Below are 21425 nucleotides of genomic sequence, written 5' to 3' on the forward strand. Positions count from 1 at the left end.
GGGCATTCCGTCGAAATTGCCCGAGCCATTCGCCGTGGGCAAGTGGAAATGCACGCTGTATCGACTATAGATCGAGCTCCATGACGACGGGGCAATGGTCCGACGCCTTCGGCCGGTCCCAGCCGATGCGGGGGTAACGCTCCACGTCCTGCCCCGGCGGGAAGATCGTCCGGAAGGGCTGGCCGGCGCGGATGATCTCGGGAACCCGCTCGGCATTGCGCGCGGCAAGCGCTGGCGAAAGCCAGATGTAATCGAGCTGGCAGAGATGGCGCTCTTCCGGCCCCCGGCTGTGATAGAGCGTCCACCGGTCGTCCACCGGCCGGCGCAGCATCGGGTTCACGGCGAAACCGTCTGCGGTAAAGACGTCAAGCGCGCTGGACGCCTCCTGCTGGGGCACGAAGCGGTAGCCGTTGCGCCTGTCGCCCTCGATCGCAAGCTTCTCCTGGTAGTCGTTCATGTCGCCGCAGATGGCGAAGGATTTGTCCGCGGTGTGGCCCTTGCCGAAGCGATCCTGGATGATGCGCCGTACGGCGCGCGCCTCGGCACGGCGTACCGGCATGGTCGATTGGCGTCCATCCAGCCCTTCTCGTCCCGGCCCCATCGATTTGAAATGCACGACATAGAGCGTCAGCGGCCGTCCGCCGATGCGCAGATCCATTTCCAGGCAATCACGCTTGAAGATCTTGTCGTCCGGCCGGTCACCCTGCCCAAGGTCCGGCGTGTGGAGATCGAAATCGCGGTACGTGATACCGGCGTGACTGCGGATATCGATACATTCGATCTTCTGGCCGTCCCGCGTTTCCTCGCGCATCAGCACGGAGACGTCGATGCCGCGGCTGTCATTGCCCTCGATGAGATATTTCTGGCGGTAGCCGTTGCCGACCATGCGGAAGAGATAGCCATGTTCGAACGCCTGCAGGGCGGCCATGTTGTCGGTTTCCTGCAGGCACAGGATATCCGCATCGGCATCCGCGATGGCGAGCGCCGAGTGCTGACGCGTATCATCGGTGTGTGCGACGGTGCGCGCCTCCTCCAGCCGCTGATACTCCGCCTCGCTGCGGATATCGAAGAGCCGCAGCACGCGATCCTGGCGGATCTGGTTTCTGAACCCGGTGAAATCGAAACGGGTCATGAGGTTTTCGATGTTGAAGGTAGCAAGGCGCAGCGACATGGAGCACTTTCGGTAGGCGGCAAGACAGCAGCCGGAGTGTAACCGGCTGACCGGCAATGGAAAGCCTCTTTCGTCCATCGCAGCCCCTACCCGGAATAAACCGGCTTGCCACGCCGTCCCTCCCTACGGATGATGGGCATTCCGGTGACGGGCGGAGGAATCGCACATGGGAATCGTATCCAGCATTTGGCGGATGTTCCTGATGGTCTGGCTGGCGTTCCTCGTCTTCGCCGGCCATCCCGCCCGCGCGGCCGAAAGCTATATCACCGCGCCCGGGGAAGCTGCCCGCGCCGCCGGGCTTGTCGGCGAAAAGCTCGGCAGGACGCCCGAGGTGCACACGCTTCGCATCACCGACAAGGACGTGACCATGCTCGTACATGGCACGGGCACCGGCAATGTGGAGGAATGGCGCGTGCGGCAGGGCACGCGACTGCTCTTCTTCAGCGCGGAGGTGGTAGGCGGCCCGTCCCCGCGTCAAGCTCCGGCCATGGTGGACGATCTGGCGAGCGGCCTCTTTGCGCTCGACGCCGTGGCACTGGCGAAGACCGACGCGATCGCCAAAAGCGCCATCGCCTATGCCAAGCTGGAAGGCGAAGCGAGCGTACAATCCATCGAGATCGCGAGGCGGGTCTATCTGCTGCCCTCCCCGTCCTACGGCGATATCCGCTGGTCGATCTATGTCGCATCGCCGCGGGAAAGCGCGACGGTCTATGCCGATGCCGATGGCACGATCATCGGCGGCGACCTTTCCAATACCGCCCGCGCCCGCAACATGAACTTCATCAACGACGACGACTGGCCGAAGGAAGCGGCCATCGAAAGCCTGACCGGCGTCATCGGCGGCAAACCCATTATCCGTGACCTCACCGTCTATCCGAAATCCGTGCAGGTGAAGGCCGATCACCCCACCACCAAGGGCGCCACGGTCGGCTATTCCTGGGACATTTCGGGCGTCACGCGCTCTCCGATCGCTTCGCCGATGTTCCCCGGCACCGAACAGGAGCCGGCGCTGTCGCTTGCCGATATCGATCTTTCCAAGCTGGGCACGGTTCGCGATGCCGCGAAGAAAGCCTGGGGCAACGACAAATCGACGCTGAACTACATGATGCTGCGGCTGTTTTCCGATGGTCCCGGCAAGCCGGAGCAGCGCTGGACCGTGCATTTCACCGACTGGACGCAATCGGGCGAACTGGCGCTCTTTACCAACAGCGGCACGGTCGACCTGACCGCTGACGGCATTGTGCGGGTGACCGACCTGCCCGATGCGCGCCAGCCGAAGCGCAACTGGCTCGATGCGACGACGACGCGTGACGTGTTTGCCGCGGTGGGTGAGCAATTCGGCAAGAACGCCCGTTTTGCCGAACTCAGCGTGTCCAACGATGCGATGCGCATTCTTGCCGAAGTGCCCGATACACCCGGCAAGATGCGCGAATACAATGCCAACGACCGGGGGATCACCGCCTCCAGCATGATGATGCCCTGGGATGCGGAATTCCATCCCGAGCGGCTGTTCCGCATGGACGACCTTGCCTTCTTCTCCGCGGAAAAGCTCAACGAGCTGACCGCCCGCACCTTCACGCGGCTGAAGGTCGGCTCAGATATGTCGCTCAGCCGCTACACCTTCTCCATCGGCCAGCTGTTGTCGCCCGACGGCAGCTTCATGGTGCCCTCGCCCGATGGCAAGGTGACGCTGGAAATCCGCCTGGAGGGCCAGGACGGCTGGAAGGGTGGGCGTGTCACCTATTCCTCCACCGGCGAGGAAATCGACGTGGTGATGCCTTAGCGACGCCTAGAGCGTGGTGAGCAGCAGGCTGGTTTCCGACTTCGACACGCCATCCATGGCGCGGATGCCGCGCAGCACGCGCTCGAACTCCACGAGGTTCTCCGCATGCAGCTCGGCAACGAGGTCCCAGGCGCCGTTCGTGGTGTGCAGGGCGCGCACCTCCGGGATGCCGCGCAGCGCCTTGACCGCAGCGAGCGTCTTCTGCCCGGTGATCTCGATCATCGTGATGGCGCGAACCGCATGCGGATCGTCCGCCTCCGTCACCCGCACGGTGAAACCGGCTATGACGCCGTCGCGCGTCAACCGGTCGATGCGGTTCTGCACCGTGCCGCGTGAAACACGAAGCTCCGCGGCCAGCGCGGAGAGCGAGGCGCGGCCGTCCTTGCGAAGGAGGGCGAGAAGTTTGCGGTCGGTCGTGTCCATGATGTCCGTTGCCGATATGTCAATCCAAGGTGACGAAACGGGAATATCGGGCGCAATTTTTCCAAAAGATTGCCGTTTCGCTTACCGCCATCCTTGGATAGCCTTCGTCTCAATGCAACCGCTTTCGACAGGCGCCCTTCATGACGACCGAAAATGCCCGCCGCACCGCCACCGCCCGCACCAAAGATCTTTCTCTGTTGATGACCCGTTGGCCGAGCGTTACCGGCTCGCCGGATGAAGCGGCCTTCTCCGAAAAGCTGCGGGCGCATCTTGCCGAAACGCCCTACTTCAGGAGCCATCCCGACGAGCTTTTCACTGTGGACAGCCACGGCGAACCGATGACGCAGAATGTCGTGGCGCTCGTGCGCGGCCGTGGACGTCGCACGGTGGTGCTGGCAGGCCATTTCGATACGGTTTCCATCGCCAATTACGGCACGCTGGCCCCTCTCGCCTGTGACCCGGAACCCTTGACCGAGGCGTTGCTCAAAGAACTGCGCAGCCGCCCGCTGAACGGCGCGGAGACGAAAGCGCTGAAGGATTTCGAGGGCGGCGATTTCATCGCCGGACGCGGGCTGCTCGACATGAAGAGCGGCCTTGCCGCCGGCATTGCGGCACTGGAGCGCTTTGCCGGGCTGGAGGCGGCGGATGGCAACATCCTCTTCGTCGCCACGCCTGACGAAGAGAACCGTTCACGCGGCATGCGCAGCCTGCGCGACGCCTTGCCGGAGATTGCCCGCCGCTTCGACCTCGATATCGTCGGCGGCATCAATCTCGACGCGTCGAGTTGCGAACGTGATGGCGAGGAAGGCCGTGCGGTCTATCTCGGCTCCATCGGCAAGTTCGCCCCCTTCGCCTTCGTCATCGGTCGCCCGACCCATGCCGGCTACCCGTTCAACGGCACCAGTGCCCACCGCATCAGCGCGGAAATCGTGCGCGCCATGGATACCGTGCCGGAACTCAGCGACGAAGCCTTTGGCGAACGCTCACCGCCGCCGGTGTGCCTGGAAGCCCGCGACATCCGAGACGGTTACGACGTGACGACACCGGATCGCGTCTGGCTCTCCTTCAACTGGCTGGCGCATCGCCGCAGCCCTGCCGACATTCTGGGCGAATTCCGCACAATCGTTGCCGGCGCGCTGGACGTTGCGCTGGAAACGCAGACCGCCCATCAAGCCCGCTACCGGGACCGAACGGTCGCGAAGATCGAAGGTGTGGTGCTGACCTATGCGGAGCTTCTGGAGCGGCTGAAGGCGCGTGGCGGCGACGCGCTCGATCGCCTTGCAGCGCTCGATCACTCACTCTCCGGCAGCACCGATCCCCTGAAAGTCAGCCGCGAGATCGTCGCGGCGGCAGCGACCGAAGCGGGTATCGAGGGCCCCGCGGTCATCATCGGTTTCGGCAGCCTGCATTATCCGCTCGTGCACCTGGCGCGCGCAGACGAAACAGGCGGCACCCTGCGCGACCGGCTTCAGACGGTGATGCAGGCGACCGCTGAACGGTACGGCACATCGATCAAGTTCAAGCAGATCTTCGCCGGCATTTCCGACATGAGCTTCTTCGGCCACCGCCCACAAGCCGGCGAAACCGGCCTGCTCTCCGCAAACACGCCGTCAGTGGCCTTTACGGACAAGGCGCCGGAAGGACTGCTGTCCTTTCCTACCGTCAATATCGGGCCATGGGGCCGCGACTATCACCAGAAATGGGAGCGCGTGCATACGCCCTATACGTTCGAGGTCTTGCCGGACCTGGTGTTCGAATCGGCGCTCGCGTGGCTCGCGGATTAATCTGCGAAATGAGCAGACCTTCTCCCCGCTTTCAGGGAGAAGGTAAACGCTGGAAAGCGTGCTTTCAGATCAAGCGGCGAGCCGCTCGGTGCTCAGCAGCCGACCGAGACGGGAAATCCCCTCCTCGATGGTCGCAGCATCGGCGCAGGAGAAGCTGAGGCGCAGCGTGTTGGCGCCGCTGCCATCGGCATGGAAGGCCTGCCCGGGCACGAAGGCGACCTTTTCCGTCTCGATGGAGCGGGCAAGCAGGGTTGCGCCGTCCATGCCGGCCGGCAGCGTGACCCAGACGAACATGCCGCCTTCCGGCTTCGTCCAGGAAACGCCTTCCGGCATGTATTTCTGGAGCGCGGCCAGCATGGCGTCGCGACGCGCGCTGTAGGCGGCCTTGATCTTCGCCACCTGCGCGTCGAAACCGCGCTCGGCGACATGGGCGATAGCCATCTGGTTGATGGTCGAGGAATGCAGGTCCGCCGCCTGCTTCATCAGCACGAGCTTGCGGATGACAGGCGCTGCCGCGACGATGTAGCCGACGCGCAGGCCCGGGGCCAGCGTCTTGGAGAAGCTGCCGCAATAGATGGTGCGCGCGGCGTCGATATCGCCGGTCTTGGCGATTTCCAGCGCCAGGATCGGCGGCACCGCCTCGCCGTCATAACGCAACGACTGGTAGGCGGCGTCTTCGATGACGGGAATATCCAGCTCTTCGGCGAGCGACAGCAGCTTTTCGCGGCCGGCGCGGTCGACGGTCTCGCCCGTCGGGTTGGCGAAGTCTGCCGAGAGATAGGCGAACTTGACGCGACCGCCGGCTTCTTCCGCCGTGGCACGATAGGCGTCCGGCGTACGGTTGCCCGTAAGGTTCAGGCGATCATAGGTCGGCTCGTAGGCATTGAAGGCCTGGAGGGCGCCGAGATAGGTCGGCCAGGTGACGAGGGCCGTATCCTTCGGCGAAAGAAAGAGTTTGCCGAGATAGTCGAGGCCCTGCTGCGAGCCGGAGACGATGAAGACATTGTCGGCGGTGCAGGGAATGCCAAGCTTGCCCATTTCACCGGCAAGCCAGTCGCGCAACGGCTTGTAGCCTTCGCTGACGGAGTATTGCAGGCCTGCGGCGGCATTTTCGCCCGCCAGCACGTCCGTATAGGCGGCGGAGAAGGCTTCCTTCGGGAACAGCGCCGGATCCGGAATGCCGCCGGCGAAGGAGATGATGTCCGGCCGCTCCAGCAGTTTCAAGAGTTCGCGGATTTCGGATGCCTTCATCCGCGACGCGCGGGTCGCGAAGGCCTGTTCCCATTTGAACATCGGGGTTTCCTCGGGCTTGTTGTTTGAACGCACCTCATCACGGCGCCGTATTTATGTCAATAATGCTGACCTAAATATTCGCGTCAGAAAAAAAGCGCATCAACAAGGTTTCGCGCAGACATAGACTTTCCGGAGCATCCCTGCTCCGGCCGCCGTTTCAGGCTGCGCGAGCGCTCAGGTGGCGCGGTCGCTGTAAAGGCTGAGCAGGACAAGCATGGCTATACTGCCCAGGATAAAAAGGTCGAACCAGGCGAAGTATTGGATAATCGTGGTCATTGCACCATCCTCCTGACGGCCGAACGAAACACTCGCGTATTTTGTTCCCGTTTCGCCACCAGCGCAAGATTATTACTTGCTGCGCCGCAACGGTGAGGAAGGATGCACTGCATTATTTCAGCTTTACTGAAATAAAAGGCCGGGCGAAAAACGCCCGGCCCTCGTCCGCGCTTTCGCGCAGAGTGATTAGTTGACGGCCTTGTCGACCAGCTTGTTCTTGCCGATCCACGGCATCATGCCGCGCAGCTTCGCACCGACTTCTTCGATCTGGTGCGAGTCGTTGTTGCGGCGGATGCCCTTGAAGCGTGCGCCGCCGGCCTTCCATTCCTGCATCCACTCGGAGGTGAACTTGCCGGTCTGGATGTCGGTGAGGACGCGCTTCATTTCAGCCTTGGTTTCGGCGGTGATGATGCGCGGACCCGTGACGTATTCGCCCCACTCGGCCGTGTTGGAGATCGAGTAGTTCATGTTGGCGATGCCGCCTTCATAGATCAGGTCGACGATCAGCTTCACTTCGTGCAGGCACTCGAAATAGGCCATTTCCGGCGCATAGCCGCCTTCGACCAACGTTTCGAAACCGGCGCGGATCAGTTCGACGAGACCGCCGCACAGAACGACCTGTTCGCCGAAGAGGTCGGTTTCGCACTCTTCCTTGAAGTTGGTCTCGATGATGCCCGAACGGCCGCCGCCAACGCCGCAGGCGTAGGAGAGCGCGAGGTCAAGGGCGTTGCCCGAAGCGTTCTGGTGAACGGCAACGAGGCAGGGAACGCCGCCGCCCTTCTGGTATTCGCCGCGAACCGTATGGCCCGGGCCCTTCGGTGCAATCATGACGACGTCGAGCGAGGACTTCGGCTCGATGAGGCCGAAATGCACGTTGAGGCCGTGGGCGAAGGCGATTGCGGCGCCGTCACGGATGTTGCCGGCGATTTCAGCCTTGTAGATGTCGGCCTGGAGTTCGTCCGGGGTCGCCATCATCAGGAGGTCGGCCCACTTGGCGGCTTCGGCGACCGTCATGACCTTGAAGCCATCAGCTTCGGCCTTCTTGATCGTCGGTGAACCGGCCTTGAGCGCGATCACGACGCCCTTGGCGCCGGAATCCTTGAGGTTGAGGGCGTGAGCACGGCCCTGCGAGCCATAGCCGACGATGGCGACATTCTTCGCCTTGATGAGGTTGAGATCGGCATCACGATCGTAATAGACGCGCATCGATGTTTCCTTCCCTTGCTGTCTGTTCAACTGAACCGGCGGCTTTTCCTGCCGGCCTTACCCTTTCGCGCCGTGAAGCGACAGGAAGGCGTCGACCGCCTTCTCCGCGCGTGGCGAGAATTCCTTTTTGAGCCCCGCGGCATCCTCGCCCAGCAACATGCGCAGATGCATGTCGGAAACGATCAGGCCGTAGAGCGTGCCGTATGCCTCGTCGGCGGTGTCGAATGCAAGCAGCTTTGCCTTGCGACCGGCTTCCAGCAGCGCCGCAGCACGCTTTCCGATCTGTCGGCGGCCGCGCTCCTGCAACAGGCGGCCGAGACCGGCGCCCTCGCGGCTCGCCTGGCCGATGGCAAGGCGGTTCAGCGCCAGCGAGACATCGCCCGAGAGAACGTCGATCAGATCGCCCGCGAACGCGACGAGATGCTTGCGCAGGCTTTCGGTCGTCAGCGCGCGCGCATCGACCTCGACGGTGCGCACCTTGCCGGCCTGATAGGTGATCATCGCCGAGATCAGCCCGTCGCGATCGCCGAACCACTTATAAAGACTTTCCTTCGAACAGTTCGCGGCGCGCGCGACGCCGGCCGTGGTCAACGCCCGTTCGCCGCCCTCCACCAGCAGGCCGAGCGCACGCTCCAGCACCGCGCCCTGACGTTCCGTCAGTCCCGCGGCGGCTGCGCCCGTCTTTGCCTGCTCTGCGATCTGCAAGATTTCCACCCGTCACTTTTGCGTACCGTACCGTACGGTTCGGCATCTTCTAGCGATGTACGAACTCTTGGTCAACGGCCTTCTCGCCATGACGGAAAAAACCGTGATTTGCCGGCTTGATATTTCGTCGCGCAGACATAGCCGGCGCTGCATTGCACAAACGCCGTCAAAAATTCCTTCCCCCTATGTCGCTGTTTTGAAACAGAACTCCACGGGAAAGCGACAACGCCCCACCTAGGAACAAAATTTTTCGCTTCCCAATCCGTTTCTCGTTGTTAAGATTTGTGAGGCCTGCGGTGCGGCAGGCCGGTTCGCGTCGCGGATCGGCAAGCCTGAACGCCAGGACCTGAGTACAGGAGTAGTAAGCGAAACGCCCTTACGCCAAGGAGACAGAAAATGTTGAATTTCCTGCCAGACCTTCACGAAGGACATGCTCCCATCACGCTTCAGCAACTGTTTGGTGATGCCCTAGAGGCCTTCGATGCCTGGGAAGACGAACGCGCCGAACCGATGGTGATCTTCGAAGACAAGATCGTTCCCATCGGCGCCGTGTTCGACAGTATGCTGGAATGCACCGACCTCCTGCCGCGCACCATGGCGGATATCGTGGTCGATTGCCTCGCGCGCAATCCGGCCTCGCCGAATGCTGATATCTCCACCTTCGGAGATGCAGCCCGCCTCGCGTCCGCCCTCGTCGAGCAGCGCCGCCTCTGCGGCGAAGCGGCCATTGCCGCCTTCCTCGACCACAAACGCGTCGACAAGCGACGCCCCGCCTGATCTCGGAAGGCCCCGCTCCGGCGGGGCTTTTTTTACCGGCAGCACTGCACGAGAATAATTACCGGCACTCGCCCGTTACGGGAGTATCCACACTCCTGTTCCGGATCCCGCGCCATGCTTCGTCTCGTCGCCGTCGCCCTGCTCGTTTCCACCTTGCCCGCCGCTGCCGAGGAGCCGCCCTATGTCGGCACCTGGGACTGCGAGGTATCGACCTTCACCTTCACCGCCGACACCTATGATTCGGGCGAAGGCCCGATGCCGATCCTCAAAAGCGAGAAGGATGGCGGCGCCTATACGCTGACCTTCGCCGACGACTACCGCATCGGTCTCGCCAATTTCACCGGCACCGAGATGGACTGGGCATCCGAAACCAGCGGCGACATGTTCCATTGCAAGAAGATCGGGAACTAAGGGCTATCCGATGAACAAGAAACTTCTTGTCACGCTCCTTGCGCTCGCTGCCTTCTCCACCGCGGCTGAAGCTGCCGAGACCCGCTGCGGCTGGCTGCAGAACCCGACGCCGGGCAACTGGTGGCTCAGCGATGCCGACGGCAGCTGGACGATGATGACGCAAGGCGGCGGCACCGAGCCCGACGGCATGGATCGGATCCCCGACATTTCCGAGGGCGATTATGTGCGCACCAACGGCAATTACGGTTATGCCTGCGCCTGCCTGAAGGTCGATACGGACGATGATGAAGGCCGGATTCTCGCCATTCATTCCTTCCGCCAGCTGCCGATTTCGCAATGCGCGAACGACGAGGCACTTTCCGCACCGGAATAAACGCAAGCATGCGGGTGTGTCTTGACCCGTTGCGCCGAAGCAATTATTTCTCCCGCATCGAGATTTGAACGTTGACGTCGCATTTGCGGGTTTCCAGCCTGCAGCTTAACGAACTTCCCCTTCAAATTCGACCACCCAAGGCCGCCAGCCCGGCGGCCGAAGATTGATTTGACGGCTAGGAAAGGTTTCGTCATGGCAACTGGTACCGTAAAGTGGTTCAACACGACCAAGGGCTACGGCTTCATTCAGCAGGACAGCGGTGAACCGGACGTATTCGTCCACATCTCCGCCGTACAGCGCGCAGGCCTCACCGGCCTCGACGAAGGCCAGAAGGTCAGCTTCGAGCTGATCCGCGACCGCAAGTCCGGCAAGATGTCGGCCGATCAGCTCGTCGCAGCCTGATCCTTCGAAAAAGACAAACGGAAAAGGCCGGTTTCGACCGGCCTTTTTTGTGCGCGTTGTCAGGCATGTTCGACGGGAAGCCGTGAGCCGCTTTTCAGCACCTCCATGGAAATGGAGGCCGACACGTCGAAAAGCTCTACCTTGCGCACGATACGCTTGTAGACCACGTCATAGTGCTCGACCCGTGGCAGCACGATCTTCAGGATATAATCGTAGTTTCCCGTCAGCCGGTGCGCCTCGACGACTTCGGGAATATCCGCGATCGCCTTCGAAAACAGCGCGATCCAGTCGTCGCTGTGATGGGCCGTCTTGATGAGGGCAAAAACCGTCGTCGGCACCCCCATCTTCTCCCGGTCGAGCAGTGCGACCCGCCCTGCAATGTGGCCGCTCTCCTCCAGGCGCTGGATACGCCGGGCGCAGGCCGAGAGCGACAGGCTCACCTTTTCCGCCAGCACGGAGACGGGTGCGCCTGCATCGTCCTGTAACAGCGCCAGCAATTTGCGGTCTCGCTCATCCAACACGCCAAGATTCTCCCGGGAAGTCTTCAATGACGCGAATTTCACGCGCTATTGTGGCTTATTGCAAGAAATATCTTCGCTTAATGCGCAGATTGCCGCGAACTTTGCGAACAATCCCCTCGATGCGCGCGGCATTCTTCCGTCATTCAAATTACACGGAGGAAACCACCATGAAAACGATCGGCCTTATCGGCGGCATGAGCTTCGAGAGCACGGCAGTCTATTACCGGATGATCAACGAGGCCGTGCGCGAGCGGCTCGGCGGCCTGCATTCTGCCGAGGTTCTGGTGCATTCGATCGACTTCCAGTCCATCGTCGAGCTTCAGAAAGCCGGCCGCTGGGATGCCGCCGGTGCCCGGCTTGGCGCGGTTGCAGCAGGCCTTGAAAAGGCCGGCGCCGATTGCGTGCTGATCTGCACCAACACGATGCACCTCGTCGCCGACGCGGTGCAGGCCGCGACCGGGGCAACGCTGCTCAATATCATCGACGAGACCGCCCGCAACATCATCACGGCCGGCAAACGCCGTCCACTGCTGCTCGCCACGCGCTACACGATGGAACACGGCTTTTACGCCGAGCGCATGAAGGCGGCAGGCCTCGACGTCATGGTGCCCGATGAAGCCGGCCGCACGCTGATGCACGATGTCATCTTCAACGAGCTGTGCCAGGGCAAGGTGCTGGAAACGTCGCGCGCGCGTGTGCTCGCCCTGATCGAAACCGCCCGCGCCGAAGGCGCCGACAGCGTCATCCTCGGCTGTACGGAAATCTGCCTGCTGCTGGACCCCGACGCGCTGGCGCTGCCGGGCTTCGATTCCACCGCCATCCATGCCAGGGCCGCGGTGGACTTCGCCTTCGATTCACCGGCGACCAGCAAGGCCGCGTAAATTACTTGACTCAGTCCAATAAAATATCAGACATGGTGATCGAAGGAGATCACATGTCTGCCCCTGCCCCCATCGAAGCCGCGACCGATCCCATTGAAACGATCCGGGCCTTCAACCGTTTCTACACCAACCGGATCGGCATACTCGACCGCGCCTTTCTCGACACGCCCCATACGCTGACGGAAGCGCGCGTCATCTATGAACTCGCCGCGCGCGGCACGACATCCGCCTCGCAGCTCACCGAAGAGTTGTCGCTGGATTCAGCCTATCTCAGCCGCCTGCTGAAGACATTCATCGGCAAGGGTTTCGTTGTTGCCCGAAAGGATCCGGTAGACGGTCGCGGACGGCTTCTGAGCCTGTCCGAGACGGGGCGCACCGTCGCTGCCGATCTCGCCACGCGCTCGCGACAGAGCATAGCGAATCTCATCGAACCGCTTGCGGAAACCGAAAGGCTGGACCTGACGGCCGCGCTGCGTCGCGCGACGACCCTGCTCGGCGGCACGCCCGCGCCCGGCAAAGCGCTTATCCGCAACCATCGCCCCGGAGACATGGGCCGGGTTATCGCGAGCCAGACACAAAGCTATACCGAAACCTATGGTTGGAATGAGGAATATGAGGCGCTCGTCGCGGAAATCTGCGCGCGTTTCCTGCGCAATTTCGATCCGGGGCGGGAGCGCTGCTGGATCGCCGAGCAGGATGGAACGTTCGTCGGCAGCGTCTTTCTGGTCAAGGGCAACGAGACGACGGCGAAGCTGCGCCTGCTGCATGTTTCAGATGCCGGACGCGGTCAGGGGCTCGGCACGCGCCTGGTGACGGAATGCATCCGTTTCGCGCAAAGCGCCGGCTACCGACGGCTGGAGCTCTGGACGAACGACATCCTGATCGCCGCCCGCCGCATCTATCAGGCGGCCGGCTTTGTGCTCGAAAAAGAAGAAGCGCATCACAGCTTCGGCAAGGACCTCATCGGGCAGACCTGGGCGCTCGACCTCGACGGCTGGCATTCCCCGGTCAGGCCTCCTGAAGCACGGTCTCCAGCCAGCGGCATTCCTCAAGGCCGGCCCGCGTAAACGGGTCGGCAAGCGTGCCGGACACGATGGCCGCCAGGATTTGCGGCGCCGGCGGGATTTTTGCGACCGTCGCGACGAGGCGGTCACGCAGCCAGGCGATTGCCCGTGAATCCGACTGATAGAACGGCGTGAAGACGTAGGAGAGCAACTGGAACAGGCGCACGTGATTGCGCCGCGCGGCCGCATAAGCCGCCAGCCCTTCCTCCAGCGTCGCCGCCGATGACAGCGCGTGTGCCAGCGCGGCAGCATCGAGCAGCGCCATGTTCGCACCCTGCCCGAGCTGCGGACTGGTCGAATGGGCACTGTCGCCGATGAAGACGATGCCGTCGGCATAGGGCGGCAGCGCGGTGCGATGGGCATAGCGGGCGAGCGCCAACTGGTCCCAATCCATGATCTGATCGAGGAATGGCACCGCGTCCGGCCAATAGCCGGCTATGCCCGCCTTCCAGCGGTCGAGCCCGCCGCCCCTAACCGCGTCAGCATCCGCCGTCTTGAGGCTCCAGAAGAAGGCGACCTTGCGTCCCTCACCGGCATGCGCGCGGCCGACCGGCAGCACGCCGATCATGACTTTCGCTGCGTCATACCGTTGAGTCAGTGCCGTAGAGTCATGCGGCACGCCCTCGCAATCCAGCGTCGCCCAGAACGCGCCCCAGGGCAGTTCCTTCACCTGGGGTGCGACGACGGAGGCGGCGACGAGCTGTGAGCGCGCGCCGGTCGCATCGACCACCAGATCGTAGTCGCCGACGATAGCCCCATCGGGATCGTGCAGGGCCGTGCGGGTCTGTCGTGTCTCGGCCTTCGCCAGCGCAATGCCGGTACGGATCGGCAGGCCAGCGGCCACGACCGCATCATGCAGCGTCGAAAACAGCGCGGCGCGATGAACCGCAAGCCCGTATCGCCCACCCGCAAGCGCATCGTAGCGCACGTCGAGCACGGTCCTGCCGCTCCGCGCATCCGCGCCGTGAAGGCGGTCGATGCGATTTCCAAGCGCGTGAATGGTGGGGGAGAGACCGAGGGCATCGAGCACTGTAAGCCCCGTCGGCTGCATCAGCAGGCCGGAGCCGACGGGCGATGCATGCTCGAATCGCTCGATCAATTCGACCCGATGGCCGGCGCGCGACAGAAAGAGTGCAGCCGCCAGCCCCGCAGGTCCAGCGCCGGCAATGCCGATATCCAGTGGCTTCATGCCCTTCCCCGCTATGCCGCGTTATGCCTGCTCCGCATCATAGGCCGTTCGTGCGGCCCGGATCGCGATGTGGTTTTCCGAAGACCACTGCACCAGCGACCGCAGAAGTGCAAGGAACGAATGGCCGAGCGACGTCAGCTTGTATTCGACGCTCGGCGGCTGGGTCGGATAGACGGTGCGCGTGAGGTATCCGTCGCGCTGGAGATCACGCAACGTCTGCGTCAGCATGCGCTGGGAAATATCGGGAATGAAGCGGCGCAGCTGCGAGAAGCGGCGGGGGCCATCGGCAAGGCCGAGGATCATCAGCGATGTCCACTTGCCGCCGACGCTATCCAGCACATCCCGCACGGGACAATCGTCCATCGACATGGGCACACCATCGATGAGAATGACCCGCTCGCCATCGGCGCTCCCGACGATCTTGTTCATAGTCGGTTCCCTCCAGGTAACCACCGCAGAAAAAACTGCCTTCTTTACAGGCTCTATCAGATTACCAGATAAGAGCAAGTCTCAATAAGAGACCGATATCCATAGGCCTGTCGGCGCCCTCACCTGCCCCCGCCGAAAGCCCTGCCCAGAAAGGCAAGACATGACCGACACCATTCTCGTCACCGGCGCCTCCGGCCAGCTCGGCCGCCTCGTCCTCGACAACCTTCTCGCTTCCGGCAAAGTAGCACCCGCCAACCTCGTCGCCACGACCCGGGACGTCGCGAAGCTCTCCGACTACGCCGCCAAGGGCGTCACCGTGCGCGCCGCCGATTTCGACGACCCGGCCTCGCTCGACGCCGCCTTCGCCGGCGTCGGCAAGGTGCTGATCATCTCCACCGACGCGCTCGGCGAAGCCGGCAAGCGTCTTGCCCAGCACAAGGCCGCCGTCGCCGCCGCCAAGAAGGCCGGCGCCGAGCACATCCTCTACACGTCCATGCCGCAGCCGGACGATTCGCTGGTCACCTTCGCGCCCGACCATCTCGGCACCGAAGAGGCCATCAAGGCGACCGGCATTCCCTATACGATCCTGCGCGACGGCTGGTATGCCGAAAACCTCTTCATGTCGCTACCGCACGCCCTGCAGACCGGCTCCTGGTACACCTCGACCGGTGAGGGCAAGATCGCCCACATCACACGTGCCGACACCGCGGCCGCCCTTGCCGGCGCCGTGCTGAAGGCCGGCAGCGAAAGCAGGACCTATACGCTGACGGGCACCAAGGCCCGCACGGCCGAGGAAATCGCCGCAATCGTCTCCGCTGCCACGGGCAAGCCACTGAATGTGGTGCATGTGACGGATGCGCAGCTTTCCGAAGGCCTCAAGGCTGCCGGTCTGCCGGAAGGGTTCATCCCGACGATCGTCTCCTTCGACGCCAACACGCGCGAAGGCAAGATCGCAGCCGTCACCGGCGACGCGGAAGCGCTGTCCGGCCGCAAGCCGACCGCGTTCGAGGATTTCGTCGCCGCCAGCAAGGCAGCCTTCCTCGGCTGATAGAGAAAAGCTGCGGCGCTCCGAAAGAGCGCCGCACGTCCGTCAGACGTCCTGACCGCAGGCGCGGCAGAAGCGGCGCACCGTCTCCGCCATGCCATATTCCAGCGCATCGGCCGTCAGGCCATGGCCGATGGAGACCTCCGCGAGACGCGGAATGCGCGCGACCAGAGCAGGCAGGTTGGCGACCGTGAGATCATGGCCGGCATTGACGTCCAGGCCGAGTTCGAAGGCGATATCCGCCGTCTCGCCCAGGAGTTCCACGATACGCGCGGCTTCCGCCGGGTTGTCGTAGCAGCCGCCATAGGGGCCGGTATAGAGCTCGATCCGGTCAGCGCCGAGCTCCCGTGCGATCGTCAGCGCCTCACGGTCCGGCTCGCCATCGGCGAAGACCGAGACACGCAGGCCCAGCTTCTTCAAGCGGCCGACAATATTACCGAGCAGGTTGTGGCTCTTGCGGAAATCCCAACCGTGGTCCGAGGTCGCCTGGGCCGGATCGTCCGGCACCAGCGTCACCTGCTCCGGGCGATGCTCCTCGACGAGCTGCATGAAGCTTTCTTCCGGAAACCCCTCGATGTTGAACTCCGTGCTGGAAAACTCGCTGTCGATAAGGCTGCGGATGGGCGCGAGGTCGCTGAAACGCACATGGCGCTGGTCCGGCCTCGGATGCACCGTGAGCCCGCTGGCGCCCGCTTCCAGCGCGATCCGACCGAGAGCGGTGACGCTCGGCCAGGGCAGGTCCCGGCGGTTGCGCAGCATGGCGATTGCGTTGAGATTGACCGACAGTTTCGCAGGCATGACGACGCGGACTCCTATTGCATCACGCAAGGTCTAGCGCGTTGTTTCCACAAGGGCAATCGCCCGCAAACGCCTGGCGGCCGCGCGATGGGGCACAATTGCCGCGCCCGTGCTCGAGCACCTCTTGCTCATGATCAAGAATCACCGCTAAACTCCCATCGTGTTTTTGAGGATAGCGCCATTCCGGCCGCCTCTATCAAGAATCAGAAAGGACCTCAGGCAGCGACGATGGCCTCCTCCGTGGCGACACCATGAGCGGGACCGACAGGCCGGCGTGCGATCTCGTACGGCGCGCGCTTCACGTTGTCATTGCCAGCGAGACCTTTGCCCGTTCCGAGCGGCTGCGCTCGTTCCTGTCCTACATCGTCGAGAACGAACTTTCCGGCAAGGCTGCCCAGCTCAAGGGCTACAGCATCGGCATAGACGTGTTCGGACGGCCACCGGGCTTCGATGCCGGAAACGACCCGCTCGTGCGCGTACAGGCCGGCAAGCTGCGCAAGCTTCTCGATCAGTATTACGAGACGGAAGGTGCGGCGGAGCAGCTGCGCATTCGCGTGCCGCTCGGCAGCTACGTTCCCGAATACAGCATCACACGACCGGAACCGGTAAACGAGCCGGCGGCAAATCGGGTCGCGCACCAGCAAACGCCGCGGCCAAAACGCTCCTGGCTTCCCAAGCCCATCTCCTCGCCGCTGGCGCTCTTCTCGCTGCTGCCGCTGCTCTTCCTCGCACCCTCCATCTATCCCGATGCGACCAGCACGGCCATTGCCAAGGTGCAATTCATACTCTCGGCGCATAACCGGCTCGGCGGCATGGTCGAAGTCCTGCCACAGCTGCACATCTTGCAATGCTGGCCGCAGAGCGGCGAATGCAATGCGCTTGCCCGCGCCATCTCCAATTCCGCACACTATCATCGCACGGTGCGCCTTGCCGATGCCCGCGAGAGCGGTGCGCCGCCGCCGCTATCCTACTCCATCCGCGTGGAGAACCGGGCGGATGGGCTCGGCGTCTATGCAAGGCTGATCCACGATCAGTCAGGCGCCACGATCTACGCACGACACTTTTCACGCAATCAGCTGAAGAGCGAAGCTGGCATAGCCTATGAAGCCGTTGCCTTCGCCGCCCGCACCCTTTCGGCCAGCGGGCCGCTTTACCGTCACGCCATCCGCTCGGGCACGGCGAGCAGCGTGATGCAATGCCTCTCCCACAGCAGCCAGACGACGCCGCGCGGCACGCCGCACTTCGGCGAGCCGGCTGCCTGCGCCATAAGGCCGGGAGCAGCTCTCGCCGAAGCGGCTATCGGCGACGAGGCCGGCGCCACCCTGACGCGATAGACTCGACCGCCCTGCCGCCAGGCGGGCAGTCCGCCCAGAAAATACATCCCTAGATATAACGATAGGCACATCCGGGTCTTCGGTTTATTTTATGAACCTGGGCGGATTGGTGCTTTGTGCCGCTCTAGGGTTCGGGATCCCTGCACAATCTCTCTTCGAGATGGATCTCCAATCTTGGCACGATCGCGCGCGGTTTCATTGGCGGACAGGCTGGTGGAGCGGCTATCGACAAAGGGGCGTTTGCGCCGTCGCGACATCTCGTCTCAAAGCGGGAAACGCATCGGCGACCGGGGGTAAGGACATGAACGATCTTCTATTTTGCGGGCTGTTTTCATGATGACGAACGAGTCGAAGAAAACAACCGCCGACGCCCGCTCCGGCGCGCGCAAATCCATCCGGTACCTGCCCGTGGCCCCGCTTCCGGAAAATCTGCCGGCGGGACGCCTGGCGATTGCCGATATGGCGAATGCGTTCGGCGTGACCCATCGCACGCTGCATTTCTACGAGGAAAAGGGCTTGCTGACCGCAGCCCGCGTCGGCCCCATGCGCGTCTACGGACCGGAAGAAATCCAGCAGATGGCGGTGGTCAACACCTGCCGTGAAACGGGCATGCCCGTCGCCGTCATCCAGGAATTGCTGGAGCGTCTTTCGTCCGCGGAAAGCCAGAGCGAGGCCGACACGACTTTCCGCACGGCGATGACGGCCCGCAAGCGCGAACTCGCCGCCCAGCAATCGACGATCCGCCGCCAGATGCAGCAGATCAACGAACTGCTCGATTTCACCGGCGCGCTGGAACCGGAGAGCAACGACAACACGCCGCAGGCCCATCTGACACCGGCGGAGTTGCGCTGCCTCGCCCTGATGGCCGAAGGCTATCCGACGAGCCGCATCGCGCGTGCGCTCGAGGTCGAGCCGGGTGAAGTTCAGGTGATGGAAAAGAACATCATCGCCAAGTTCAACAGCAACAACCGTTTCCAGGCCGTCGCCAAGGCGGTCATGCTCGGGATCGTCGGCCATTAAGGCCGGCGTCAAGCGGCCGGACATGATGACCGGCCTCTTCCATCCGCTTCCTGATAAGCGGTCCGTCGTGCGGGTCCCACAGTAATTCCAGCAAACGTGCATAGCGGTTTTGCTGGAATTGCGCAGAAAAATGGGCGGGGCCTTTTCGCGTTTCAGTGAAAAAGAGCCGTCTATCGCACGATGGTGAGTGTTTCCGCGGCGCGCGTAATGGCAGTGTAAAGCCAGCGTTCACGTGTGTCGCGGAATGCAAAACTCTCGTCGAACAACACGACGTCGTTCCATTGCGAGCCCTGCGCCTTGTGCACGGTCAGCGCATAACCGAAATCGAACTCGTCATAACGCTTGCGCGTCGACCACGGGATTTCTTCCTCGAGGTTCTCGAACGCCGCTTTCAGAAGCTTGATCTTGGCCGCGCCGCGATCCATGTCGTCATCCTCGGGCCGGATCATCAGATTGATGCCGGGCTTCACCGTTTCCTTCGACGAACTCATGACCTGCCAGAGTGAGCCGTTGAGCAAGCCTTTGGCCGGATCGTTGCGCAGGCATACCAGCTTGTCGCCGGATTGCGGATAATCGGTGGAAAAGCCCTTCAGCTCGCGCAGGCGCTGGTTGTAGCGCCGACGCGTGCGGTTCGTGCCGACGAGAACCTGGTCGGCCTCAAGCACCAGCGACTGGTCCACCTCGTCGCGACCGATGACGCGCGCCGCGCCATAGTCGCCATAACCGATGTCGTTGCCTTCGCGCACCTGCATGGCGAGGCGGATGATCGGATTGTCGCGCGCCTGCCGATGAATATCCGTCAGCAGATAATCCGGTTCCTGATTGGTGAAGTAGCCGCCGCCAGTGACCGGCGGTAACTGGCCAGGATCACCGAGCACGAGAATGGGCGTACCGAAACTCATGAGGTCCCGGCCAAGCGCCTCGTCGACCATCGAGCATTCGTCCACGACGACGAGGGCCGCCTTGGCGACCGGGCTCTGACGGTTGATGGAGAACATCGGCGAGATCGAGGTCTTGCCGGTTTCCTCGTCCGACACTTCTTCCTCGCCGCGCGGGCGATAGATCAGCGAATGGATCGTCTTGGCGTTCGTCGCACCCTTGGAACGAAGAACCTGCGCGGCCTTGCCGGTAAAGGCGGCAAACAGCACATCGCCATCGACATTTTCGGCAAAATGCCGTGCCAGCGTCGTCTTGCCCGTTCCGGCATAGCCGAAAAGCCGGAAAAGCGGTTCGCGCCCGTCCTTCAGCCACGTTGCGACGGCCTTGAGCGCTTCATCCTGTTGGGGTGCAAATTCCATGCCCGGACTTGGCAGGATTCGCGTCCGCGAAGCAAGGGGAGAGCGCAGCCGTGCACAAGCTGCCGGTCACCCTCCCTGATTTGCCCCTGTTCGCCTGCGCCGCATCGCGCTATGGAGGCCCGAGATTCCCGGAGCGATGATTTGTCCCCCGCCGCCCGCAGCCCCAACAAACCATCCCCCGCCGGTCTTGGCCGGCGACCCGCCTGGCAGCAATGGGCGCTCGTCGCCTGTCTTTCGGTCGTGACGACGGTGCCGCTGGAAGTGGCGGGCTTTCCGGCAGCCCTTCTGATGGGGCCGATGCTTGCCGGGATCGTGCTGGCGCTCGCCGGCAGCACGATCCGCCTGCCACGCATCTTCTTCTTCGGCGTGCAGGTGGTGCTGGCGCTGATGATCGCCACCATGGTTTCCAAGGATTTCGTCGGTACCTTCACGGCAAACTGGCTGCTGATGCTTTTCGTCGTCCTGTCCGTCATCGGTGTCAGCACGCTGTCCGGCTGGATGATCGCACGCACCGGCATCCTGCCCGGCACGACGGCGATCTGGGGCTCGTCGGCCGGTGCGGCCTCGACCATGCTGCTGATGGCCGAATCCTACGGGGCCGATGCCCGCCTCGTCGCCTTCATGCAATATCTCCGCGTGGTCTTAGTCGCGAGCTGTGCGACGCTCGTCGCGCATTTCGGCGAGCATGACGGCGCTGTCGTGCCGCCCCATGCCTGGTTCGAGCCGGTACCGATGCTGCCGCTCGTCGCCATGCTCGCCATCGGCATTCTCGCCGGCCTGCTCGGGCAGCGGCTGCGCATCCCTGCCGGCGCCTTCCTCGTGCCCTTCGCGCTGGCGGCAGTGCTGAATTCCTCGGGTACAGTGACGATCGTGCTGCCGCAATGGCTGCTCGTGATTGCCTTCACCCTGCTCGGCTGGAACATCGGCCTCGGCTTCACCCGCGCCATTCTCCTGCACGCCCGCCGCGCACTCCTGCCAACCGTCGCCTCGATCATCGCACTGATCGGCTTTTCAGGCCTGCTTGCCGGCCTGTTGATCCTCGTGCTCGACGTCGATCCGTTGACGGCCTATCTCGCCACCAGCCCTGGCGGCCTCGATTCCATCGCCGTCATCGCAGCCTCCAGCAAAGTGGATGTCGCCTTCGTCATGACGTTGCAGACGGCGCGGCTGATCCTGGTCACCCTGATCGGCCCCTGGCTCGCCCGCTTCGTCGCGGACCGGACCTAGAGCATCATCCGACGC

At 63.0% G+C, this 21425-nt stretch carries 22 protein-coding genes; 12 read left to right on the forward strand and 10 right to left on the reverse strand.

The features are described from left to right. Positions 1–64: 64 nt before the first annotated feature. A complete protein-coding gene (locus MUO32_RS12400; RefSeq protein WP_257948607.1) occupies positions 65–1171 on the reverse strand; it encodes an endonuclease/exonuclease/phosphatase family protein in 1107 nt (368 codons plus the stop codon). A gap of 166 nt (positions 1172–1337) precedes the next feature. On the opposite strand from MUO32_RS12400, the gene MUO32_RS12405 reads away from it, so the two are divergent. Next, positions 1338–2954: a hypothetical protein gene (locus tag MUO32_RS12405; protein WP_257948608.1), complete on the forward strand. Its 1617-nt coding sequence runs from the start codon at positions 1338–1340 to the stop codon at positions 2952–2954. 6 nt (positions 2955–2960) lie between these two features. Here MUO32_RS12405 and MUO32_RS12410 read toward each other — a convergent pair whose 3' ends face one another. After that, a complete protein-coding gene (locus MUO32_RS12410) occupies positions 2961–3377 on the reverse strand; it encodes an Lrp/AsnC family transcriptional regulator (protein ID WP_257948609.1) in 417 nt (138 codons plus the stop codon). Between the two features lie 140 nt (positions 3378–3517). Here MUO32_RS12410 and MUO32_RS12415 point away from each other — a divergent pair, with 140 nt between their 5' ends. Continuing rightward, positions 3518–5161, forward strand: coding sequence for a M20/M25/M40 family metallo-hydrolase (locus MUO32_RS12415; RefSeq protein ID WP_257948610.1), 1644 nt, complete (start codon positions 3518–3520; stop codon positions 5159–5161). 69 nt (positions 5162–5230) lie between these two features. Here the strand turns inward: MUO32_RS12415 and MUO32_RS12420 are convergent, their stop codons facing one another. The 3 genes from MUO32_RS12420 to MUO32_RS12430 form a co-directional block, all read right to left on the reverse strand. Continuing rightward, a complete protein-coding gene (locus tag MUO32_RS12420) occupies positions 5231–6454 on the reverse strand; it encodes a PLP-dependent aminotransferase family protein (protein WP_257948611.1) in 1224 nt (407 codons plus the stop codon). Between the two features lie 462 nt (positions 6455–6916). Further along, positions 6917–7936, reverse strand: coding sequence for a ketol-acid reductoisomerase (gene ilvC / locus MUO32_RS12425; RefSeq protein ID WP_257948612.1), 1020 nt, complete (start codon positions 7934–7936; stop codon positions 6917–6919). A 57-nt stretch (positions 7937–7993) separates the two neighbouring features. Beyond that, a complete protein-coding gene (locus MUO32_RS12430) occupies positions 7994–8641 on the reverse strand; it encodes a TetR/AcrR family transcriptional regulator (protein WP_257948613.1) in 648 nt (215 codons plus the stop codon). A gap of 396 nt (positions 8642–9037) precedes the next feature. On the opposite strand from MUO32_RS12430, the gene MUO32_RS12435 reads away from it, so the two are divergent. The 4 genes from MUO32_RS12435 to MUO32_RS12450 all read left to right on the forward strand — a co-directional run bounded on the left by MUO32_RS12435 (position 9038) and on the right by MUO32_RS12450 (position 10604). Further along, positions 9038–9418 carry a hypothetical protein gene (locus MUO32_RS12435; RefSeq protein ID WP_257948614.1) on the forward strand — a complete coding sequence of 127 codons (381 nt, stop codon included), beginning with the start codon at positions 9038–9040 and terminating at the stop codon, positions 9416–9418. A gap of 114 nt (positions 9419–9532) precedes the next feature. Next, a complete protein-coding gene (locus MUO32_RS12440) occupies positions 9533–9829 on the forward strand; it encodes a hypothetical protein (protein WP_257948615.1) in 297 nt (98 codons plus the stop codon). Between the two features lie 10 nt (positions 9830–9839). Beyond that, positions 9840–10202, forward strand: coding sequence for a DUF4087 domain-containing protein (locus MUO32_RS12445; protein WP_257948616.1), 363 nt, complete (start codon positions 9840–9842; stop codon positions 10200–10202). A 192-nt stretch (positions 10203–10394) separates the two neighbouring features. Further along, entirely contained in the window at positions 10395–10604 is a 210-nt protein-coding gene (locus MUO32_RS12450; RefSeq protein WP_257948617.1) for a cold-shock protein, read from the forward strand. Positions 10605–10663: 59 nt separating this feature from the next. Here MUO32_RS12450 and MUO32_RS12455 read toward each other — a convergent pair whose 3' ends face one another. Continuing rightward, complete coding sequence (locus tag MUO32_RS12455) at positions 10664–11125, reverse strand: Lrp/AsnC family transcriptional regulator (protein WP_257948618.1); 462 nt, start codon at positions 11123–11125, stop codon at positions 10664–10666. 167 nt (positions 11126–11292) lie between these two features. Here MUO32_RS12455 and MUO32_RS12460 point away from each other — a divergent pair, with 167 nt between their 5' ends. Together MUO32_RS12460 and MUO32_RS12465 are read left to right on the forward strand one after the other, a co-directional pair. Then, positions 11293–12006, forward strand: coding sequence for an aspartate/glutamate racemase family protein (locus MUO32_RS12460; protein ID WP_257948619.1), 714 nt, complete (start codon positions 11293–11295; stop codon positions 12004–12006). Positions 12007–12059: 53 nt separating this feature from the next. Continuing rightward, positions 12060–13073 (forward strand): helix-turn-helix domain-containing GNAT family N-acetyltransferase, encoded by a 1014-nt coding sequence (locus MUO32_RS12465; protein WP_257948620.1) that lies wholly within the window; start codon positions 12060–12062, stop codon positions 13071–13073. On the opposite strand, the gene MUO32_RS12470 is transcribed toward MUO32_RS12465, so the two are convergent. Continuing rightward, a complete protein-coding gene (locus MUO32_RS12470; protein WP_257948621.1) occupies positions 13015–14259 on the reverse strand; it encodes an NAD(P)/FAD-dependent oxidoreductase in 1245 nt (414 codons plus the stop codon). The genes MUO32_RS12465 and MUO32_RS12470 overlap by 59 nt on opposite strands. Before the next feature lie 21 nt (positions 14260–14280). After that, positions 14281–14688 (reverse strand): helix-turn-helix domain-containing protein, encoded by a 408-nt coding sequence (locus tag MUO32_RS12475; protein WP_257948622.1) that lies wholly within the window; start codon positions 14686–14688, stop codon positions 14281–14283. A 160-nt stretch (positions 14689–14848) separates the two neighbouring features. On the opposite strand from MUO32_RS12475, the gene MUO32_RS12480 reads away from it, so the two are divergent. After that, positions 14849–15736: an SDR family oxidoreductase gene (locus MUO32_RS12480; protein WP_257948623.1), complete on the forward strand. Its 888-nt coding sequence runs from the start codon at positions 14849–14851 to the stop codon at positions 15734–15736. A gap of 42 nt (positions 15737–15778) precedes the next feature. On the opposite strand, the gene MUO32_RS12485 is transcribed toward MUO32_RS12480, so the two are convergent. Beyond that, entirely contained in the window at positions 15779–16531 is a 753-nt protein-coding gene (locus tag MUO32_RS12485; RefSeq protein ID WP_257948624.1) for a pyridoxine 5'-phosphate synthase, read from the reverse strand. Between the two features lie 251 nt (positions 16532–16782). On the opposite strand from MUO32_RS12485, the gene MUO32_RS12490 reads away from it, so the two are divergent. Beyond that, positions 16783–17865, forward strand: a complete 1083-nt coding sequence (locus tag MUO32_RS12490) for a hypothetical protein (RefSeq protein WP_257948625.1) — start codon at positions 16783–16785, stop codon at positions 17863–17865. A gap of 336 nt (positions 17866–18201) precedes the next feature. Then, positions 18202–18885, forward strand: a complete 684-nt coding sequence (locus MUO32_RS12495) for a MerR family transcriptional regulator (protein ID WP_308311292.1) — start codon at positions 18202–18204, stop codon at positions 18883–18885. 170 nt (positions 18886–19055) lie between these two features. On the opposite strand, the gene MUO32_RS12500 is transcribed toward MUO32_RS12495, so the two are convergent. Then, positions 19056–20183, reverse strand: a complete 1128-nt coding sequence (locus tag MUO32_RS12500) for an ATP-dependent RecD-like DNA helicase (RefSeq protein ID WP_257948627.1) — start codon at positions 20181–20183, stop codon at positions 19056–19058. A 141-nt stretch (positions 20184–20324) separates the two neighbouring features. Here MUO32_RS12500 and MUO32_RS12505 point away from each other — a divergent pair, with 141 nt between their 5' ends. Beyond that, positions 20325–21410 (forward strand): AbrB family transcriptional regulator, encoded by a 1086-nt coding sequence (locus MUO32_RS12505; RefSeq protein WP_257948628.1) that lies wholly within the window; start codon positions 20325–20327, stop codon positions 21408–21410. Positions 21411–21425: the final 15 nt, after the last annotated feature.

The organism is Shinella sp. CPCC 101442 (assembly GCF_024704725.1).
Classification (GTDB): Bacteria; Pseudomonadota; Alphaproteobacteria; order Rhizobiales; family Rhizobiaceae; genus Shinella.

Bases quoted from the DNA above. Each gene is read 5' to 3' on its own strand.
- MUO32_RS12440 (WP_257948615.1), top strand. From the start codon at position 9,533: ATGCTTCGTCTCGTCGCCGTCGCCCTGCTCGTTTCCACCTTGCCCGCC.
- MUO32_RS12480 (WP_257948623.1), top strand. From the start codon at position 14,849: ATGACCGACACCATTCTCGTCACCGGCGCCTCCGGCCAGCTCGGCCGC.
- MUO32_RS12465 (WP_257948620.1), top strand. From the start codon at position 12,060: ATGTCTGCCCCTGCCCCCATCGAAGCCGCGACCGATCCCATTGAAACG.
- ilvC (WP_257948612.1), bottom strand. From the start codon at position 7,936: ATGCGCGTCTATTACGATCGTGATGCCGATCTCAACCTCATCAAGGCG.
- MUO32_RS12410 (WP_257948609.1), bottom strand. From the start codon at position 3,377: ATGGACACGACCGACCGCAAACTTCTCGCCCTCCTTCGCAAGGACGGC.
- MUO32_RS12415 (WP_257948610.1), top strand. From the start codon at position 3,518: ATGACGACCGAAAATGCCCGCCGCACCGCCACCGCCCGCACCAAAGAT.
- MUO32_RS12470 (WP_257948621.1), bottom strand. From the start codon at position 14,259: ATGAAGCCACTGGATATCGGCATTGCCGGCGCTGGACCTGCGGGGCTG.
- MUO32_RS12450 (WP_257948617.1), top strand. From the start codon at position 10,395: ATGGCAACTGGTACCGTAAAGTGGTTCAACACGACCAAGGGCTACGGC.
- MUO32_RS12400 (WP_257948607.1), bottom strand. From the start codon at position 1,171: ATGTCGCTGCGCCTTGCTACCTTCAACATCGAAAACCTCATGACCCGT.
- MUO32_RS12475 (WP_257948622.1), bottom strand. From the start codon at position 14,688: ATGAACAAGATCGTCGGGAGCGCCGATGGCGAGCGGGTCATTCTCATC.
- MUO32_RS12420 (WP_257948611.1), bottom strand. From the start codon at position 6,454: ATGTTCAAATGGGAACAGGCCTTCGCGACCCGCGCGTCGCGGATGAAG.
- MUO32_RS12445 (WP_257948616.1), top strand. From the start codon at position 9,840: ATGAACAAGAAACTTCTTGTCACGCTCCTTGCGCTCGCTGCCTTCTCC.
- MUO32_RS12490 (WP_257948625.1), top strand. From the start codon at position 16,783: ATGAGCGGGACCGACAGGCCGGCGTGCGATCTCGTACGGCGCGCGCTT.
- MUO32_RS12405 (WP_257948608.1), top strand. From the start codon at position 1,338: ATGGGAATCGTATCCAGCATTTGGCGGATGTTCCTGATGGTCTGGCTG.
- MUO32_RS12460 (WP_257948619.1), top strand. From the start codon at position 11,293: ATGAAAACGATCGGCCTTATCGGCGGCATGAGCTTCGAGAGCACGGCA.
- MUO32_RS12495 (WP_308311292.1), top strand. From the start codon at position 18,202: ATGACGAACGAGTCGAAGAAAACAACCGCCGACGCCCGCTCCGGCGCG.
- MUO32_RS12485 (WP_257948624.1), bottom strand. From the start codon at position 16,531: ATGCCTGCGAAACTGTCGGTCAATCTCAACGCAATCGCCATGCTGCGC.
- MUO32_RS12500 (WP_257948627.1), bottom strand. From the start codon at position 20,183: ATGGAATTTGCACCCCAACAGGATGAAGCGCTCAAGGCCGTCGCAACG.
- MUO32_RS12435 (WP_257948614.1), top strand. From the start codon at position 9,038: ATGTTGAATTTCCTGCCAGACCTTCACGAAGGACATGCTCCCATCACG.